The sequence below is a fragment of the Brevibacillus porteri genome (genome assembly GCF_003013475.1).
Lineage (GTDB): Bacteria > Bacillota > Bacilli > Brevibacillales > Brevibacillaceae > Brevibacillus > Brevibacillus porteri.
Genome location: NZ_PXZO01000067.1, coordinates 26,309 through 42,858 on the forward strand (window position 1 = coordinate 26,309; position 16,550 = coordinate 42,858).

The window sequence follows — 16,550 nt, forward strand, 5'->3', positions numbered from 1 at the left end:
GTTGTATGTATTAGATGCGAATGTGTTTATCAGTGCACATAGAGGGTATTACGGTTTTGATTTAGCGCCAAGTTTTTGGGATTCTCTAGTGAGCCACGCTGGCAAAAATAATATTCGTAGTATAGATAAGATTCAAGATGAAATTATTTCCCCTAACCCCAAAAATGCTGATAGACTACATATGTGGACTGCTGAAAACTTTAAGGATTATTTTGAGCGAACAGATTCACAAGATGTGATTGAAAGTTATGCAGAAATACAACAATGGGCACATAGTAACCCGCAATTTACTCCTAGTGCTAAAGAGGAGTTCGCTCGAAATGCGGATGCTTGGTTAATTGCCTACGCAAAATCTAAACATTATACGCTTGTCACGCATGAAGCGTACAATCCTGAAATGAAAAAGAGAATATTAATCCCGGTAGTATGTAGAGAATTTAATGTTGAGTATGTAAACACTTTTGAAATGTTAAGAAGTTTACAGGTAAGTTTTTAATTAGAATTTTCTTATTCTCAATAATACATGCTTTTAAAATTGTTCATATTCCATGAGCCATCAATCCTAAATGCCACTCCATTATCAGGAGTGGCTTTGTCTTTATATACTGATGTATATTTTATGGTCAAACTTCACTTTGTGTTTAGATATTTAATGAAGGAGGACAAATATACTATGGCGCAACTAAGACCTTGCTTGATGAAATTATTGACGCTCTTACCGAACTTGGAGGGCATGGAACACTTCAAGAAATTTTTCTCGTTTAGGTTAAGTATAATATCTTCTCTGTATTGTAAGATGAATAATAATGTATATTAAAACTGTGTGAAAAAAAACATGAGACTGTTGGAGTAACCACAGTCTGTAGGCTTTGCTATAAGCCAATAAATGCAGATATATCAAGGTTTTGCACATCCCCGTAGCTCAGCAGGATAGAGCGTCAGTTTCCTAAACTGTAGGTCGGAGGTTCGAATCCTCTCGGGGACGCCATCGAAGAAAAAACCTTGGTGTATCAAGGTTTTTTCTTTTTTTGTTGAGACGTGTAGCATGCCTCCAATGTATAACGTATATCAAATGACGAACGAAATAAGGGGGGATTTCTTTTGAAAAAAGTGATTGTAGGATGTATGGCTATGGTCTTGGCGATTTTCTTCAGTGGTTGCAGCTCAGATGCGGTCGTACAAAATCAGACTGCCGCGCCACCTGCAAAAGAAGTAACGAACACTGGCACAGAACGGAAACAATCGATCGATAGCTCTACAAGCTATAACCAAATCGCAAGCTATATGGAAGAAGAGAGCAAGAAAGCTTTCTCCCCCTACTATGAGCTGCTGGAGTTTACACTATCGGATTATGAAGAGAAAACAGTAGATGGAAAAGTAGAAGCGACATTCGCATATCAAGTGAAATACAAAAACTTTCAGAAAGACCCTGACACCGTAGAATACATCAAAGTCGCCAAAGAAAAGAACGATCCCAACTACCAACAGCTGTATGATGAATATTTGCAGCCCAAGGACATGAATTTTCATTTGAAAGCGGTAATGGAAGATGCGGACTCCATAACGCTTTACACCAACGTGAGTCCAAAAGGAATCCAATGGGAGAAGGTAGTTATGTCTGATTTTATCCTTAAGAAATAGGATAGCGAATTGACTGTAGGGCCGCGTGGTTACGCGGTCCTATTCATTTTTCTCGCACCAGTACTCATACTCATTGTCGATCCAATCTTTGATATGATCGTAATTCCCCCAAGTATCTTCCACGTGGTACACGCTTGGCTCACAATCAAACGCTTCGAGATAATGATAGCGATACTCCCCCGTATCGAAATCGAAGTAAAACATTGCGAACTGGTTTCCTTCTTCATTCAGCATATCTTTAGCAAATACTCCACCCGTCTTCTCATAAACTTCAGGACCAGTCATCTTCCTTTGTTTAAAATCAGCAATCAGGTTTGCAAAACTCTTTTGAAAATCCTCGCTAACCATATCATTTTCAATCAACCAGCCGATGAAAAAACCTGTATGTACGTATGCCTGTTTTTGAGGCAGATCCTCCTCAAAGTTTTCGTAATGATATTTCGCTTTATCGTATACCGTTGTCACTAGCGAATCCTCTCTTTCTAATTGCCCATTTTTCAAAAATTATACAGGATAGATGTAATCGTAAAAAGCCAAAAGAGGATGAAGAAGGAAGGGTAGGAATTTTGTAGCATTGCCATGATGCGAAGTGGTAGTATTTAACTGTTATATAGAGAAAACCATTGGTTGGTTGATAGAGGGGTTATATTTCATGCGGAATTTGCTTGCCTATTTTCTTAGCGCTGTAATGATTAGTCTAGTAATCCTTCCTGTAGAGACTGCGTCATCTAGAGGTTCAAGTTCCTCTAGCTCCAGTAGTTCTGGCAGAAGCTCAGGTTCGTCTAGTACCAGCTCCTATTCGTCCGGCAAAAGTTCAGGATCATCTGGTACCAGCTCATATTCGTCCGGCAGAAGCTCAGGGTCATCTAGTACAGGCTCCTATTCGTCCGGCAGAAGCTCGTACTCTTCAGGAAAAAGCTCAGGCTCAACCAGCAAAAGTTCAAGCTCCTCGATAAAAAGCGCAAAACCGTCAAGCGGTTTCAAATCATCCAAGCCGGTTAAAATCAAAAAAAAGGCTGACGATGACGACGATGATGAAGAAGAAAACGTGGAAGAAGAGACAAGCCAAGAAGAGGAGACGAGCGAAGAAGCCGCTGCGGAAGAGGAAAGAATCCAGCGGTCCGAACTCTTAATCCAAATCGGTAGAGGTATTGGACCATACCATTTACAACCGAATCAATATTATCAATCGACCATTTGGGGTGACCCAACTCATAATGGTCCCCTATACTTTACCGTACATAATAACGGACAGTTAGAAGAGGTAGATGAGAGTGAGATAAGTGGGGCAACAGTATTTAACATCCCATACAATTTCGATCCAACACCATTTGAAAAAGAGTTTTATCTTAATAGCCTGCCAACGGATCAAATCTATGTGGCATCCTTTCAATATCAGGACATTTACATGTTTTTAGACCCAGATGGTATCATTCAATGGCTCCCTAAATATGAAGCCTTAGAGAAAAACCTCCCCATCATAGAAGCAGAAGAGGTACTGCTGTCAGAGCAAACGCTGGAAATGCATAGCAACGAAATGGCCTTGCATAATTTCCCGAAAAACAAAGTCTATCGGAAGAGTATCAATAGGATTCCGAGGTATTTTCTGTTCAATAATGATGAAAATGTTCAGTTAGTAGGAAAAAAAGAACGTAAGAACTATGAAGTTTTGGAATATGACCAAATGATTGATCCGACTTCTCCTGATCTTATGGGAGAGATCAAAGAAAAAATCCAGGATTCAGGTGTCCCGACAGGATACATATACCAGATGACAGTGAACAATGCCCTGCGGAATTTTATCTATTATGGAAGGGGCTCGGTTGGGTTTGTAAAGAACTTGTCGTCTGTTAAAGAAAATTATAAGGTTCTTGATTTTGAACAGGCTGTCCAAAAGATGCGGGAAGAAAAAAAGGAGGAAGAGAAAAGGCAATCGATCTGGAAGCTGTATCTCATTACGGCGGGTACGATTATGCTCGGTATTCTTCCTTTATGGTATTGGTATATGAATAGAGGAAAAAAGAAGAAGAAGCAACCTCCTAACAAGATCATGGAGAAAAACACCAACCATACGAGAAAGAAAAAGAATGTAACGCCAGAAAGAACACCGATTCAACAGCCCCTACCAAAAAAGAAAGAAATAAGAGAAGAAGAAAAAAAGAAGCATGATGGCGGACTGTTTCAGCAATTTGAAGCCGTAAACAAAAAAGAACAGCCAAAAAGCTCTGGAAGCGGGCTATTTGATCAATTTAATTCCTCCAATAGAAACCAATAAAAAGCAAAACCCGTCCTCAGCCGAGCTGGAGACGGGTTATTCATTCCTCTCTTTCTTTGAGAACTCGAGGAATGGTCAGAATTTTTCGGGTATGGTAGAATGGATTACCAATAAATGAGAATCGGAGGGAGCATGTCAGATGCAAAATGATAAGCGAATCAACTTCATTAACCCTGAAACAATGCCACCTACGTTTGGCTACACCCATGCGGTGGAGGTTCGGAACGCACGGACGATTTATGTATCGGGACAGGTGGCTCTCAACAGGGAAGGCCAAGTGGTCGGCACAGGCGATTTAGCCGCACAGACAAAACAAGTTTTCGATAATATCCAATTCGCGTTAGAAGAGTCAGGAGTCAGCTTTGAGCATGTAGTGAAATTGACTTTTTTCGTGACCGACATCTCCAAGATGCACATTGTCCGTGAGATTCGAGATCAGTACGTGAATACAGAAACCCCGCCAGCGAGCTCTGCCGTTGAAGTGAGCAAGCTCATCAGGGACGAGCTGTTGATTGAGATTGAGGCTATCGCCGTTGCAGATATATAGATGTCCCATCCCCCTTCTGTTCGATTATTCATCGTTCAGGAGGGTTTTTTTGTGCTCTTTTGGGAAGATTATGGAGCGAGATAAGCGGATCGGCAATGGTACGTGTCGGCTCTAAATCTTTTGCTATTGGAGTTGGTTGCATGAATTATATCATCGCAGGTATAGGTTTGATCACGGTATTTTTGCTTGCTTGGCTGGCAAGTAGTAATAAAAAGCACATTCGGTATCGCCCTATCCTCATCATGATTCTGATTCAGATCGTGTTTGGTTTGCTGTTGTTGCGAACCAGTATTGGACTCATTTTAATATCAGGCATTGCCAGCAGTTTTTCTGTACTCCTGGAGTATGCTTACGAGGGGATTAATTTTGTCTTTGGTGGCATTGCGAATCCAGGTGCGTCTCCGTTTTTCTTACAAGTTTTGCTGCCGATTTTGTTTGTATCTGCACTGATAGGCATTCTGCAATATACGAGAATTCTCCCTTTATTTATTCATTATGTGGGACTCGTATTGAGCAAAGTGAATGGCATGGGAAAATTGGAGTCGTATAATGCGATTGCTTCGGCGATCGTCGGGCAGTCCGAAGTGTTTATTACCGTGAAAAAACAGCTCAGTGCTATACCCGAAAACAGGCTGTACACGCTGTGTGCCTCTGCGATGTCCACCGTGTCTATGTCGATTGTCGGTTCCTTCATGACTATGCTCAAACCGGAGTATGTGGTAGCTGCGTTGGTACTCAACTTATTTGGTGGCTTTATTATTGCTTCCATTATTAATCCGTATAAAGTGAAGCCGGAAGATGACTTGCTCGATCAAGAAAAAGAAGAGAAACAGGCTTTCTTTGAAATGCTCGGGGAGTACATTCTGGATGGTTTTAAAGTAGCCGTGGTCGTGGCTGCGATGTTGCTCGGATTTATTGCACTCATTGCGATGGTGAACGGGTTATTCAGTGCGTTATTCGGCATCTCGTTCCAAGCGTTGTTAGGGTATGTCTTTGCTCCGCTCGCTTTTCTTATGGGGGTTCCTTGGCATGAAGCTGTACAAGCAGGAAGTATCATGGCCACCAAAATAGTGGCGAACGAGTTTGTCGCCATCCTCGATTTTACGAAGATTCAAGGTCAGTTGAGCGAAAGAACGGTCGCGATCGTGTCTGTGTTTTTGATTTCGTTTGCGAACTTTGGCTCCATCGGGACAATTGTTGGCGCGGTAAAAGGCTTGAATGAAAGGCAAGGAAATGTCGTCGCCCGGTTTGGACTGAGGCTGTTGTATGGGGCAACACTCGTCAGCATTTTGTCAGGAATTATCATCAGCATCGTGGTGTGAAGGGGACCCTTTTCGGGGTCTTTTTTGTTAGGGGCGGTTTCGTAACCAAATGATGGGAAGCAGCGTCTATCAATTGAGATATTCGTCTTTATTTCTCGGATCGTATCCTTCATCAAAGGAATGGGAATCACGGTTGTTACGCTCTATGAGGACTCTCTGCTTCCGGCGCTTGGCAATCCAATCGATGATGGCTCCAATCAGCAAGAGACCTCCGAAAATAAGTACGACGAGTAACCAGAGTGGCATTCATACAACACCTCACTTTCACTAAAAGATACGTCTTACCAGTGACGAAGTTGCGATGAGACCATTCAAGAGGAGATAAAGGAGTGAAGTCGGTTGAGAAAATGGGTGTGTATGACCGTAGTGGCAGGTTTGATTGTGGGAGGCTGTTCACCTGACACGAGCGTATCAACAGATTCTAAACAACAACCTGTTGCCGAGCAGAAGCAAGAGGCGGGAAATAGCGGGGGCGACCAAAAGCAAGAGAAGCAAACTGCTACCGTGCGTCAAATTACGCTGGATGAGCAATTTTTGCAGCTGCTTGCCAAAAACGAAATCAGTGGCTTCGATATCCACATCGGGATGAAGCGGGATGAGGTTTCTGCGCTATACGGAAAGGTAACGAAACAAGATTATTGGGATGGCGGACGCTATGAAGTCTTTGAGAAGCTAGAGAGTGCGCTCATTTATTTTGATGGGCAGGATCGCGTATATGGAATTGATTTGGCTGGTCTTCATCTAAATGAAACGAATCTGGACACAATCCGTAAAAATCTGGGAGCGCCTGTCAGTGAAGATAAGAGCATGGCCGATGAGGATTATGTCATGTTTTTTGAAGCGGGAGATAACTCCGTATTTATTAGTGCAAAGGACGAGCAATCTCCAGCAGACAAAATAAGAATCATCAATAAAAAAATGATCGAGGAATCGCCGCAAAAAGAATAAAGAGAAAAAGCCAGTCAGAAGGCTCGAATATGACCTTCAGACTGGCTTTTATACGTGTAACAATGGAATTACTCAACCGAGCTTTTTCCAAACAGAATAGTGTCCAGTGCGAACTTGGAGCTGCCGCTGATGCCAAGAGCAACCAACATCGCAAGCAAGGCCAGATCCAATTCATAACCAGCTCCACCTTCACCGCCCAGGAAGCCAACAGCGAGCTTGGCTGTAAAGATGGCACCAATCATAACAACAGACAACGCACCAGCGAACACGCGAGTACCCAGACCCAGAATCAAGGCGATACCACCGACTACCTCCAAGAAGGCTACGAGATAAGCAATGAATGCAGGAAGTCCCATGGTCCCGAAGAAACCAGCGACATTCTCCAGCCCCATTTGGAATTTAGCCACTCCATGAATGGCAAAAGTAAGACCAGCAATCACACGTAGAATAAGTGCGCTCCATTCAAAACGATTTGACATGTATGAATCCCTCCGATAAATTTAAATGTGTAACAAAGTTACTTTTCGTTAGTAAGTATACAATAATAATTTCTTAAGTCAAGTCATTCGATTAAAATCCCAACGGTTGGCAAGTGCAATTTTCAAGGTTGATTGGCATCATTGGTTTTGATGGATTGAACAAAGAGCGGTATACTGAAAGGAGAATGAGGTGATACCTATGAAAGAGTCTACCCTCTGTCCGAAGTTCGAAAAAGGTATGCAGTTGTTGGGAAAGCGATGGACAGGTCTAATCCTATACCAGTTGTTGTCGGGACCACAGCGATTTTGTGCATTGGAAGGGGCCCTGCCAGTTAGCGGAAGGCTACTTTCTGAGCGTTTGAAGGATTTGGAGAAGGAAGGACTCGTGCATCGGCAGGTGTTTACTGATTCTGCTCCTGTCCGCGTAGAGTATTCCTTAACGGAGATGGGGAAAGCTCTGACTCCAGTGCTCAAAGGGATTGAGACCTGGTCGCAGAGCTGGATCGAGTTGAATGCAGACGAAATGGCTAACGACAGCGAAGAATAACACAGCCTATATAAAAAAGCATCAGGAGAGTACGCCTGACGCTTGCCACGATGAAAACCCCTGGAGACAGGGGTTTTTCTGTTATCTGTTCATCTTTACGAAGGATCTTCGTTCTTTTCTTGCAAAGCCTTCCACTTTAAAAATTCAATATGGCGCTTGACCTCAACCAGCTCGTTCTCTGACAGGCCATCGACATCTAAGAAGGTCGCCGGTGTTTCCCGGACAGAACCGCGTTGCCAAGATGGTTCCTCCGTGCGCCCGTGGAGAAAATCGGTGGATACTTCAAATAAATCTGCGACTTTGGAAATCAGATGAAAATCGACGCCCTTCTTTTCGCCTGACTCGATCCGCGAAAGTACCGTATTATGTATGCCCAGCTTTTCAGCTAATTGAAGTTGTGACCATTGTTTTTGTTCGCGCAGCCATTTTATGCGTTGACCAATTATGGACATCGTGAGACCACCTTTATCGTTTTGGCAATTCCATTCTAACAATTTTCCAAAACGGAAAAAACAAGATTGCTAATATGACAAAATCTGTATTGACTTTGCTAAAATTGAAAGGATATGATGTAACTATAAATATTTGCCATTTTTGCAAATCAGGAGGGGATAACTGGTGGAACGACTCAACCTCCCGTTTATCGCGCAACGACGTAATGAGTGCAAGCTGACCTTGCAAGAAATGGCGGAAGCACTCGGGTTTCGAAATGCTTCGACATACTTGAAGTACGAGAAGGGAGAATATGACTTCAAGGCTAATCATTTGCCAGTGTTGGCTAAAAAACTAAGATGTAACATGCTTGATCTTTTTATCCGAATGGTTTGCTGATTTGGCAAAAGGGGTGGGGGGCTTGAACGCTTGGGAGGCAAATAGAAGGCAGCTGGAAATATGGAGAAAAACCGTCGCTTACGAAATTGAAATGATGGCGCCACAGAGTATGCCGGCTTGCGAGGGATTTCTCGAGCGCTTGATACTATTTGAAAAGGAGTTGGAAAACAACGCGCGATGCCCATATAGTACGACACATGGTGGGAATGATGCCGGGTCGCGTCCGTTACCCGTTCAGGAAACAGAAAAAAGCCCGGTACGGACTTCACCGTGACCGGGCATTCGTTGTATTTTATAGCTTGCTGATCTCTTCTTTTAGCAGCTCCGAATGGGTTCCGAAGACGACTTGCACGCTTCCTTGACCCAGTCGCATAACACCTGCTGCACCGAGGTCCTTCAAGGCCTTGTCGTTAACCTTCTTGTCATCCTTCAAGACGAGACGCAAACGAGTGATGCAAGCGTCTACGCTAACGACGTTTTCTTTTCCACCAATGTGAGTGAGCACTTGGATCGCTTTATCCTGCATCGAATTGTTCCTTCCTGTAGCTGTAACTGTCATTTCTTCGTCATCTTCTCGTCCTGGTGTCTTGAGGTTCAGCTTCACGATCAGGAAACGGAACAGGACGTAGTAGACCACGGCGAATGCCAGACCAATCGGGATGATCATCCAAGCATTCGTAGAGAGGTGGTAGTTGATGCCGTAGTCGATCAGACCCGCTGAGAATCCAAAGCCGTGCTTGATACCTAGAGAGGTCACGATATACCCGGACACACCCGTCAATATCGCGTGAACAAAATACAGGAGTGGAGCAGCGAACATGAACGCAAATTCAACTACCTCGGTAATCCCGGTCAGGAACGAAGCGAGAGCTGCACCGATAAACATAGAAGCAACTACTTTGCGTTTTTCAGGACGCGCTGAGTGAATAATAGCGAAAGCCGCTCCAGGAAGTGCGAACATCATGATCGGATAGAAACCAGTCATAAACATTCCTGCTGATGGGTCTCCCGCAAAGAAACGATGCAAGTCGCCGTGTACGACTTTTCCTGTCGCATCGGTAAAGTCACCGATTTGGAACCAGGCAATCGCATTGAGTACGTGGTGCAGACCAAATGGAACGAGCAATCGGTTGAAGAATCCGAACAAGAAAGAACCTGTTGCGCCGAGACCTACGATCCAAGAGCCCAATGAGTCAAGGGCAATCTGGATGGGCCCCCAAATGATCCCGAAAATCAAACCGATGACAACCATGGAAAGAGACGTGATGATCGGGACGAAGCGTTTTCCACCGAAGAATCCTAGCCATTCTGGTAGCTTGATCGAATGGTAGCGGTTGTAGAAAAACGCTGCAATACCACCCGCCATAATACCGCCGATGACACCCATGTTCAGTTTCAAATCGTCCGCGATGAAAGGCAAGGCAGCAGGAACAGCTGCAAGTACTTTCGTTAATACGACGTAGGCGATGACAGCAGCCAAAGCAGCAACAGCATCTCCCGCCAATCCAATGGCAACACCGACAGCAAAGATTAAAGCCAGGTTGTCAAAAATGGCTGAACCACCAGCAGCCAAAAGCGGAGCGATGTAGGAGTCCATGAATGCACCAAAGGCGCCGAGATTGAGGTCCTTCTCGAATTTGAGAAGACCAAAGCTTTGCAAAATCGCTGCGGCTGGCAACGTTGCAACCGGGAGCATGAGGGCTCTCCCAATCTTTTGCAGAAAAGCGAGCATAGGATAAAACCTCCTTGGAATGAAATGAATTTATCAGGGAAGCCGCTCTCCGGATGAATGGCAAAATGATGAGGGCACAAGGAATAAGCCGGAGAGAGACCATTCTGATCGATATGTTGAAAGCGCTTACACTACTCAGGCGACAAAACCTTTTATAAGGCTTTGTCTTTCAGATATTGAACAACCTCGTATACAGTAGAGAGTGTAAGAACGTGTTCGGCCAGTTGCTTCGCTTCTTCTACGCTGGTGGAGCGGATACGTTCTTTGACTTTTGGCATCACCGAAGCGGCACCGCTGAACTCATCGAGTCCCAATCCGAGCAGGAGCTTTGTTGCCAACGGATCTCCCGCCATTTCCCCACACAGTCCGGTCCAAATGCCCGCCCGATGGGAAGCTTGGATGACTTGGGAAATCAATCGTAATACGGCTGGATGGTAGTAGCTGTACAGCTCGGCAATATTGGCATTCATCCGGTCTACGGCCAGCGTATATTGAACGAGATCATTCGTGCCGATGCTGAAAAAATCTACCTCTTTCGCAAACGCATCTGCTTGCAGGCAGGCACCCGGAATCTCCATCATCATGCCTACTGCGATCTTCTCGTCAAAAGCAATTCCTTCTGCCCGCAACTCTGCTTTCGCTTGCTCCAGCAATCGTTTGGCTTCACGCAGCTGCTCCAGATGGGAAATCATCGGGAACATGATCAGCAGGCGACCAAATGCACTGGCACGCAAGAGAGCGCGTAATTGCACCAGGAACAATTCCGGTCTGGCTAATGAGATGCGCATGGCGCGGAAGCCAAGGAACGGGTTTTCCTCCTGTGGAAGCGCGAGTGCTGGCAAATGCTTGTCACCGCCAACATCCAAGGTGCGAATGATGACTGGCTTGTCGCCAAAAGCTGCGGCTACATGCTTGTATGCAGCAAATTGTTCGTCCTCATCGGGAAGGGTGCTGCGATCCATGAACAAAAACTCGGAGCGGAACAACCCGATTCCTTCTACACCAGATGCGACCAGTGCATCCGATTCTTCTGGCACGGCCATGTTTGCCATCAGGTGAACACGGTGGCCATCGGTTGTTTCGGCAGGCAGCTCCTTAATGGCTTCGTACATTTGGCGTTCCTTTTCTTCCTGCGCGGCTTTTTCCTGATAGGCAGCCAGTGTATCCGCATCAGGCGAAACAATCAGCTGTCCAGAGGTTCCGTCGATGATCAGCAAATTTCCGGAGTCTACTTTTTCCATTAAGGTATCGCCTGCACCCATGACAGCGGGAATACCGAGAGAGCGTGCCAATATGGCTGCATGAGAGGTAGCGCCGCCTTTTGCCGTGACAATTCCCCGTACATGCTGGAGTGGAAGCTGAAGCGTCTCGGATGGGGTGACGTCCCATGCAACCAGGATGAAAGGCTCTTCCGGGTAGGAGATGACGGTGTCACCGCCCGAAATATTTCGAATCAGACGGCGGCTCACATCACGAATATCATCCGCGCGCTCTTTCATGTAGGCATCGTCCATACTCTCAAAGAGAGCAATGAATTGATCGGCTACTTGCGAGACAGCGGCAGATGCCGCCAGTTGTTGATTTTCGATGAGCGCATTCATCTCCCCGACAAATGCCGGGTCATCCAAAAAGGCGATATGAGCAGAGAGGATGGCCGCTTTTTCCGAGCCTAATTGTTCCTCTGTCTGTTCCTTTAGCTTTTCCAGTTGTTCGCGTGCTTGCTCTACGCTTTTGCTAAGTAGTCCTAGCTCCTGAGTCGTATCCACTGGAGTGGTGGACTCTGCCTGCGCGATGGCTGTTTCGTGTGTGAGGCGTAAAACAGGGGCAATCGAAATGCCAGCGGAAACTGGGATTCCTTTTAACATACATCCTTCACCTTCCTGTCCGTCGTTTACACTATATGTTTGACGAGGATTGCTCCAATAGCTGCTGAATCGCAGTGGCTACGTTTTGTTCATCCGCTCCGTCGATCTGAATGGTCAGGGTGTCGCCTTGGGAGACACCCAACGTCATAATGCCGAGAATGCTTTTGCCATCTGCGTGTTTTGTCCCTTTGCTCAGCGTAATCTTTGATTGAGATTGTGACGAACAATTCACGAGTAGAGCTGCTGGTCTCGCGTGGAGCCCACCCTCTACATTGACGGTTACTTCAAATTGAACCATGTTGTACCTCCTTCAACCATGCACTTCGCTTTATTTTAAGACGACAGTCATCAGTGGCTCTTGACCTGCTTGCACAGTTGCTTTTGCCACCACATTTTTTTCAGCAACCCGATCACCGTTTGTAATAACGATCGGTGTTACAATCGGACAACCCGCCTCTTCCAGTACGCTCTTGTCGAATTGGATGAGCTTATCGCCAGCTTTCACTTGATCGCCAACGGAGACAAATGGGGTAAAGCCTTTCCCGTTTAATTTCACGGTATCGATTCCAATATGCATCAATATCTCAAGACCACTTTCAGTCGACAGCCCGATAGCATGGTGAGTAGGGAAAAGATGCGTTACCTTTCCATCGACAGGGGAGACGAGAGTGTCTGCACTTGGCAAAATCGCTACTCCATCACCGACGACTTTCCCTGCGAATACAGGATCAGGAACTTCGGACAGGGGGAGTACGGTACCTGTTAAAGGTGCAAGAAAGGTTACCTCTTGTTGTTGTTTTTTTCGGGAAAAAAGACTGCGTAGCATAGTATCCTCCTTTTGCGTCTGAACCAAAAAAGGCATGAGACGGTTGAATTCATACGACGACATACTTACTATGTCCGTATGATCTCACCGCTCATGCCTAGTCGAACTAGTAACACGCAGGATTATGATTTAATTTTGTTGTAATAAGCGATAAAGGTGCAGAGCCATGTAACCAACCTCGTCTTCTGGTACAGCGATCTCGAGACGGGTGGAGATGTATTCAGCCAGCTCTGTTGCCAATTGATAGGCTTCTGGCATGGTGGTTTTGACTCGGTCCAGAAGCGGGTTCTTGATGAATTTTTGTTGACGGATGCGCTCAACGGCAAAGCGCAAATGGGTAATGAGGCGAACGTAGTCAATGGTACTGCGTTCAATCGTAATAGCTGTTCGTTCTTCAATCAGGCTTACCAAATCCGTGATGATGTTGGTGAATTGGACAGCCTTTTTTACTGGGACGTAGCTGATCGCGGAGTGAATGTGCAAGGCCAGAAATCCGATTTCACTATCGGGAATGTCCAGGTCGAATGCGTTCTTGATCATATCCGCTGCCCGGTTTGCCAGCGCGTACTCCTTCGTGTACAGCGTCTGGATTTCGAACAAGAACGGATTCACGATTTCCATGCCGTTCTTGAGCCGATAGATGGCAAATTGGATATGGTCAGGCAAGGCAACGTGGACGTGTTCGTTCAATTCTGGCGTAATCTCACTCGCAATGAGAGCGATAATTTCTTCCGCAATTCCTACGACAGCAGGATCTACTTGGCTCAAGATGTTCTGATACTGCTTCTGATGGTTCTCATTTTCGAGCCTGAAGCGCTTTTCCACACGCGAGTCTTGGGCGGGGACGGTATTCCCGGGTTTTGCGCCAAATCCGATTCCTTTTCCGAACAGGACAATTTCTTGTCCGGATCCGGGTTCTTCCACGAGTACGACGTTATGGTTCAACACACGCGTAATTGCGTACGTTTTTTCCTTTTCACGGGACAATCCATTCCACCACCTTTAGATAGACAAAAACGGTCCATGACCGTATTTGCTTACCGCAAGCGGTCACATCCAATTTAATGAAAAATGTCGATGAACCATGACATTAATCAGAAAAAAGAGCCGAAAAAACCTTTTTAACAAGAAAAAGATCTTCTCGGCTCATGCCTGCATTACCAGTAACACGCCTTGTGAAAACGCTTCAATTAAAGCTTATAATAGCTCACGTCTCGTACATTGTCAATCACCCTGTTAACGGGAAAAAACACGGTGGGCAGGAGAAGCAGAAGCCTGTCCCGAATTGTTTGAACCAAGCAGGATAAGGGCAAAACAAAGCCAAGCGGACGCCTCATTAGCAATCCGCCTGGTTTGTTACTTGGTGTACTTGTCGGCAATCGTAGATGCACAGAAGGAGTTCGGTTTGATTTCGGCACGAAAGTGATTGGTTTCTGCTAAGCTCAACAAAGACTGGATAAACTTACGGGTAGGGCCATTCGTACCGATATCAAAATGCAGGCGGATGGGAGTATCTAAGTGGTGGTCCCGCAAATATTGGCGTACTTCTGTGGCAAGTCCGACTGCGTACATCGCTTCCTGAAATATACGCTGTTGCAAGGATGAGTACCGGCGTTCTTGAAATTTGTGATAAAAGAAGGTGCCCCCATGGCCGGGACGAATTACTGTGATCACAAGAGCAAAAAAAGTCCCGCGGCTTTTTAATTGAGAGTCGGCCCCCACAATAATTTCAAATGGACCACCTATTGATGAGATGGTATGTTCGATGTGGGAAAACACTTCTTCTTTTGCCAGTAGACCTCTAGTCGGACTGTGAAAGCGATCAAATAACGTATTTGCAGAGGTTAAGCCCACTCACATCCCTCCAGAAAGAGGCTAACAATGATTTGCATACTTCTTCCTTACATCATTAATGTATGTAATCTCGCAGATAGTATGTGAACGGGTAGGGACAAAAACTTCTTGAATCAACTTTTTTGGGTAAAATGGTCCGTTTATTCGGGACGAAAGACTGTTTTTGAAGGAGCTTTAGGGAAACGTGATACAAGCAAATGAACATGATTATTATATGAAACAAGCCATGGAAGAGGCCCGGAAAGCCGCTGCGATTGGCGAGGTTCCGATCGGTGCGGTCATCGTGCGCGACGGGGAAATCGTAGGTCGCGGCTACAACTTGCGGGAAACACAAAAAGACCCTACCTTGCACGCGGAATTAATCGCGATACGGGAGGCAAGTGAACGCTTGGGTGGATGGCGCTTGATCGGGTGTACGCTGTACGTGACGTTGGAGCCGTGTCCGATGTGTGCAGGTGCAATCGTTCAAAGCCGTATCGAACAGGTCGTGTATGGCGCTCGCGATCCGAAGGCTGGCTGTGCCGGGACATTAATGAACCTGCTCGCGGAACCACGCTTCAATCATCAGGTGCCAGTCTTAGAGGGTGTTCTTGCAGAGGAATGCGGGCAGATGCTCAAGGACTTCTTTCGTGGATTGCGGAAAAAAAGACAGCCGGTACAGGAATGACCGGGCTGTCTGGACAAACCGTCTGCATGCAGACGGTTTTATTTGTTTACGTTTTGCAGCATGTGCAGCTCTTCTTCGGTCAGTTCGCGATACTCACCTGGGGCGAGTGACGGGTCAAGGTGAAGCGGGCCCATACGAATCCGTTGCAGATAGGTGACTTGCAGGTCGAAAGCAGCAAACATCCGTTTTACCTGATGGAACTTTCCTTCCATGATGGTGACGCGAATCTCTGATGCTTCTCCTGAAGAGATAATCTCCAGCTTGGCTGGTAGTGTAGTGAAGTCCTCCAATTCCACGCCTTTGGCAAACTCCTGTACATGGTGCTCAGTAACTCGGCCATCGATGCGGGCAAAGTACTCCTTGTCCACTTTCTTTTTCGGGGACAAGAGACTATGGGAGAGGTGACCGTCATTGGTCAAGAGTAAGAGACCCTCTGTATCAATATCCAGTCGGCCTACCGGATGCACCTTGATAGCCCACTCGTACGGGAGCAAGTCCACTACGGTTTCATGGACATTGTCCTCTGTAGCAGAAACGACTCCAGGCGGCTTGTTCAGTAAAACGTATACCCAGCGCTTAAAGTTAAGCGGTTCTCCATCCACAAGAATTTCCTGTTCCTCGGCAATGACATGCATCCCCGGGTCTGTTGCGACAACGCCGTCCACGACGATCAGTCGCTGTTTCACTAAGGCTTTCACTTCCTTGCGCGTGCCGATTGCCATATTGGCCAGCACCTTGTCCAAACGTTCACGTTTCATATATGTTCCTCGCTTTTCTTCTGATCGGATACAATCGTGTGTGCTGTTATTAGTTTGGCCTAATGAGCCGCGCAAATCAAGGGGAATGCAAAGGAATGAGTCTTGCATTTTTGATTGTATTTTGCTATAGTAAATAATGTTTCTGACAAACCAAATATGGAGAGATACCCAAGTGGTCATAAGGGGACGCACTCGAAATGCGTTAGGCGTCGTGAGGCGTGCGTGGGTTCGAATCCCACTCTCTCCGCTTAGATTTTT

The 16,550-nt window shown here is 45.8% G+C and carries 20 protein-coding genes and 1 tRNA gene; 10 read left to right on the forward strand and 11 right to left on the reverse strand.

The genetic code is table 11. The features are described 5' to 3' along the window. Position 1 precedes the first annotated feature (1 nt). On the forward strand, positions 2-496 hold the full coding sequence (locus C7R92_RS29255) for a DUF4411 family protein (RefSeq protein ID WP_106836589.1): 495 nt from the start codon (positions 2-4) through the stop codon (positions 494-496). 605 nt (positions 497-1,101) lie between these two features. Then, complete coding sequence (locus C7R92_RS29265) at positions 1,102-1,641, forward strand: hypothetical protein (protein WP_328138598.1); 540 nt, start codon at positions 1,102-1,104, stop codon at positions 1,639-1,641. A gap of 39 nt (positions 1,642-1,680) precedes the next feature. Here the strand turns inward: C7R92_RS29265 and C7R92_RS29270 are convergent, their stop codons facing one another. Further along, the gene (locus tag C7R92_RS29270; protein WP_069852486.1) at positions 1,681-2,106 is read right to left on the reverse strand and encodes a DUF7832 domain-containing protein; all 426 of its coding nucleotides are present in this window, start codon (positions 2,104-2,106) and stop codon (positions 1,681-1,683) included. Between the two features lie 187 nt (positions 2,107-2,293). On the opposite strand from C7R92_RS29270, the gene C7R92_RS29280 reads away from it, so the two are divergent. The 3 genes from C7R92_RS29280 (at position 2,294) to C7R92_RS29290 (ending at position 5,785) form a co-directional block, all read left to right on the forward strand. Further along, a complete protein-coding gene (locus C7R92_RS29280; RefSeq protein WP_244195864.1) occupies positions 2,294-3,916 on the forward strand; it encodes a hypothetical protein in 1,623 nt (540 codons plus the stop codon). 139 nt (positions 3,917-4,055) lie between these two features. After that, a complete protein-coding gene (locus C7R92_RS29285) occupies positions 4,056-4,463 on the forward strand; it encodes a RidA family protein (protein ID WP_106836591.1) in 408 nt (135 codons plus the stop codon). 140 nt (positions 4,464-4,603) lie between these two features. Further along, a complete protein-coding gene (locus tag C7R92_RS29290) occupies positions 4,604-5,785 on the forward strand; it encodes a NupC/NupG family nucleoside CNT transporter (protein ID WP_106836592.1) in 1,182 nt (393 codons plus the stop codon). Positions 5,786-5,854: 69 nt separating this feature from the next. Here the strand turns inward: C7R92_RS29290 and C7R92_RS32500 are convergent, their stop codons facing one another. Further along, positions 5,855-6,031: a hypothetical protein gene (locus tag C7R92_RS32500; protein ID WP_007719793.1), complete on the reverse strand. Its 177-nt coding sequence runs from the start codon at positions 6,029-6,031 to the stop codon at positions 5,855-5,857. A gap of 93 nt (positions 6,032-6,124) precedes the next feature. On the opposite strand from C7R92_RS32500, the gene C7R92_RS29295 reads away from it, so the two are divergent. Further along, positions 6,125-6,733, forward strand: coding sequence for a hypothetical protein (locus C7R92_RS29295; protein ID WP_244195865.1), 609 nt, complete (start codon positions 6,125-6,127; stop codon positions 6,731-6,733). Between the two features lie 68 nt (positions 6,734-6,801). On the opposite strand, the gene C7R92_RS29300 is transcribed toward C7R92_RS29295, so the two are convergent. Continuing rightward, entirely contained in the window at positions 6,802-7,212 is a 411-nt protein-coding gene (locus C7R92_RS29300) for a DoxX family protein (protein ID WP_106836594.1), read from the reverse strand. 199 nt (positions 7,213-7,411) lie between these two features. Here C7R92_RS29300 and C7R92_RS29305 point away from each other — a divergent pair, with 199 nt between their 5' ends. Continuing rightward, positions 7,412-7,759 (forward strand): winged helix-turn-helix transcriptional regulator, encoded by a 348-nt coding sequence (locus C7R92_RS29305; RefSeq protein ID WP_017246884.1) that lies wholly within the window; start codon positions 7,412-7,414, stop codon positions 7,757-7,759. Positions 7,760-7,854: 95 nt separating this feature from the next. Here C7R92_RS29305 and C7R92_RS29310 read toward each other — a convergent pair whose 3' ends face one another. Next, on the reverse strand, positions 7,855-8,211 hold the full coding sequence (locus C7R92_RS29310) for a helix-turn-helix domain-containing protein (protein WP_167403242.1): 357 nt from the start codon (positions 8,209-8,211) through the stop codon (positions 7,855-7,857). A 166-nt stretch (positions 8,212-8,377) separates the two neighbouring features. Between C7R92_RS29310 and C7R92_RS29315 the strand changes: the two genes are divergently transcribed. Next, positions 8,378-8,590 (forward strand): helix-turn-helix domain-containing protein, encoded by a 213-nt coding sequence (locus C7R92_RS29315; protein WP_017246886.1) that lies wholly within the window; start codon positions 8,378-8,380, stop codon positions 8,588-8,590. A 292-nt stretch (positions 8,591-8,882) separates the two neighbouring features. On the opposite strand, the gene nagE is transcribed toward C7R92_RS29315, so the two are convergent. From nagE to C7R92_RS29350, 6 genes are all read right to left on the reverse strand, one after another. Next, positions 8,883-10,322: an N-acetylglucosamine-specific PTS transporter subunit IIBC gene (nagE, locus tag C7R92_RS29325; protein ID WP_069852501.1), complete on the reverse strand. Its 1,440-nt coding sequence runs from the start codon at positions 10,320-10,322 to the stop codon at positions 8,883-8,885. Between the two features lie 152 nt (positions 10,323-10,474). After that, positions 10,475-12,187 carry a phosphoenolpyruvate--protein phosphotransferase gene (gene ptsP, locus C7R92_RS29330; RefSeq protein WP_106836596.1) on the reverse strand — a complete coding sequence of 571 codons (1,713 nt, stop codon included), beginning with the start codon at positions 12,185-12,187 and terminating at the stop codon, positions 10,475-10,477. Positions 12,188-12,218: 31 nt separating this feature from the next. Beyond that, complete coding sequence (locus tag C7R92_RS29335; protein ID WP_106836597.1) at positions 12,219-12,485, reverse strand: HPr family phosphocarrier protein; 267 nt, start codon at positions 12,483-12,485, stop codon at positions 12,219-12,221. 30 nt (positions 12,486-12,515) lie between these two features. Continuing rightward, complete coding sequence (locus tag C7R92_RS29340) at positions 12,516-13,013, reverse strand: PTS sugar transporter subunit IIA (RefSeq protein WP_017246890.1); 498 nt, start codon at positions 13,011-13,013, stop codon at positions 12,516-12,518. 129 nt (positions 13,014-13,142) lie between these two features. Further along, positions 13,143-14,000 carry a glucose PTS transporter transcription antiterminator GlcT gene (gene glcT / locus C7R92_RS29345; protein ID WP_106836598.1) on the reverse strand — a complete coding sequence of 286 codons (858 nt, stop codon included), beginning with the start codon at positions 13,998-14,000 and terminating at the stop codon, positions 13,143-13,145. A gap of 369 nt (positions 14,001-14,369) precedes the next feature. Next, the gene (locus tag C7R92_RS29350) at positions 14,370-14,867 is read right to left on the reverse strand and encodes a ribonuclease H-like YkuK family protein (protein WP_056496045.1); all 498 of its coding nucleotides are present in this window, start codon (positions 14,865-14,867) and stop codon (positions 14,370-14,372) included. Between the two features lie 184 nt (positions 14,868-15,051). Between C7R92_RS29350 and tadA the strand changes: the two genes are divergently transcribed. Further along, positions 15,052-15,534: a tRNA adenosine(34) deaminase TadA gene (gene tadA, locus C7R92_RS29355; RefSeq protein ID WP_017246893.1), complete on the forward strand. Its 483-nt coding sequence runs from the start codon at positions 15,052-15,054 to the stop codon at positions 15,532-15,534. Positions 15,535-15,572: 38 nt separating this feature from the next. Here tadA and C7R92_RS29360 read toward each other — a convergent pair whose 3' ends face one another. Continuing rightward, a complete protein-coding gene (locus C7R92_RS29360) occupies positions 15,573-16,292 on the reverse strand; it encodes a pseudouridine synthase (protein WP_106836599.1) in 720 nt (239 codons plus the stop codon). A 158-nt stretch (positions 16,293-16,450) separates the two neighbouring features. Here C7R92_RS29360 and C7R92_RS29365 point away from each other — a divergent pair. Then, positions 16,451-16,539: transfer RNA gene (locus C7R92_RS29365), tRNA-Ser, on the forward strand. Positions 16,540-16,550: the final 11 nt, after the last annotated feature.

What these genes read in the sequence shown, in the direction of transcription:
- C7R92_RS29280 (WP_244195864.1), top strand. Translation starts at nt 2,294, where the DNA reads ATGCGGAATTTGCTTGCCTATTTTCTTAGCGCTGTAATGATTAGTCTA.
- C7R92_RS29285 (WP_106836591.1), top strand. Translation starts at nt 4,056, where the DNA reads ATGCAAAATGATAAGCGAATCAACTTCATTAACCCTGAAACAATGCCA.
- C7R92_RS29290 (WP_106836592.1), top strand. Translation starts at nt 4,604, where the DNA reads ATGAATTATATCATCGCAGGTATAGGTTTGATCACGGTATTTTTGCTT.
- C7R92_RS32500 (WP_007719793.1), bottom strand. Translation starts at nt 6,031, where the DNA reads ATGCCACTCTGGTTACTCGTCGTACTTATTTTCGGAGGTCTCTTGCTG.
- C7R92_RS29300 (WP_106836594.1), bottom strand. Translation starts at nt 7,212, where the DNA reads ATGTCAAATCGTTTTGAATGGAGCGCACTTATTCTACGTGTGATTGCT.
- C7R92_RS29305 (WP_017246884.1), top strand. Translation starts at nt 7,412, where the DNA reads ATGAAAGAGTCTACCCTCTGTCCGAAGTTCGAAAAAGGTATGCAGTTG.
- C7R92_RS29310 (WP_167403242.1), bottom strand. Translation starts at nt 8,211, where the DNA reads ATGTCCATAATTGGTCAACGCATAAAATGGCTGCGCGAACAAAAACAA.
- nagE (WP_069852501.1), bottom strand. Translation starts at nt 10,322, where the DNA reads ATGCTCGCTTTTCTGCAAAAGATTGGGAGAGCCCTCATGCTCCCGGTT.
- ptsP (WP_106836596.1), bottom strand. Translation starts at nt 12,187, where the DNA reads ATGTTAAAAGGAATCCCAGTTTCCGCTGGCATTTCGATTGCCCCTGTT.
- C7R92_RS29335 (WP_106836597.1), bottom strand. Translation starts at nt 12,485, where the DNA reads ATGGTTCAATTTGAAGTAACCGTCAATGTAGAGGGTGGGCTCCACGCG.
- C7R92_RS29340 (WP_017246890.1), bottom strand. Translation starts at nt 13,013, where the DNA reads ATGCTACGCAGTCTTTTTTCCCGAAAAAAACAACAACAAGAGGTAACC.
- C7R92_RS29360 (WP_106836599.1), bottom strand. Translation starts at nt 16,292, where the DNA reads ATGAAACGTGAACGTTTGGACAAGGTGCTGGCCAATATGGCAATCGGC.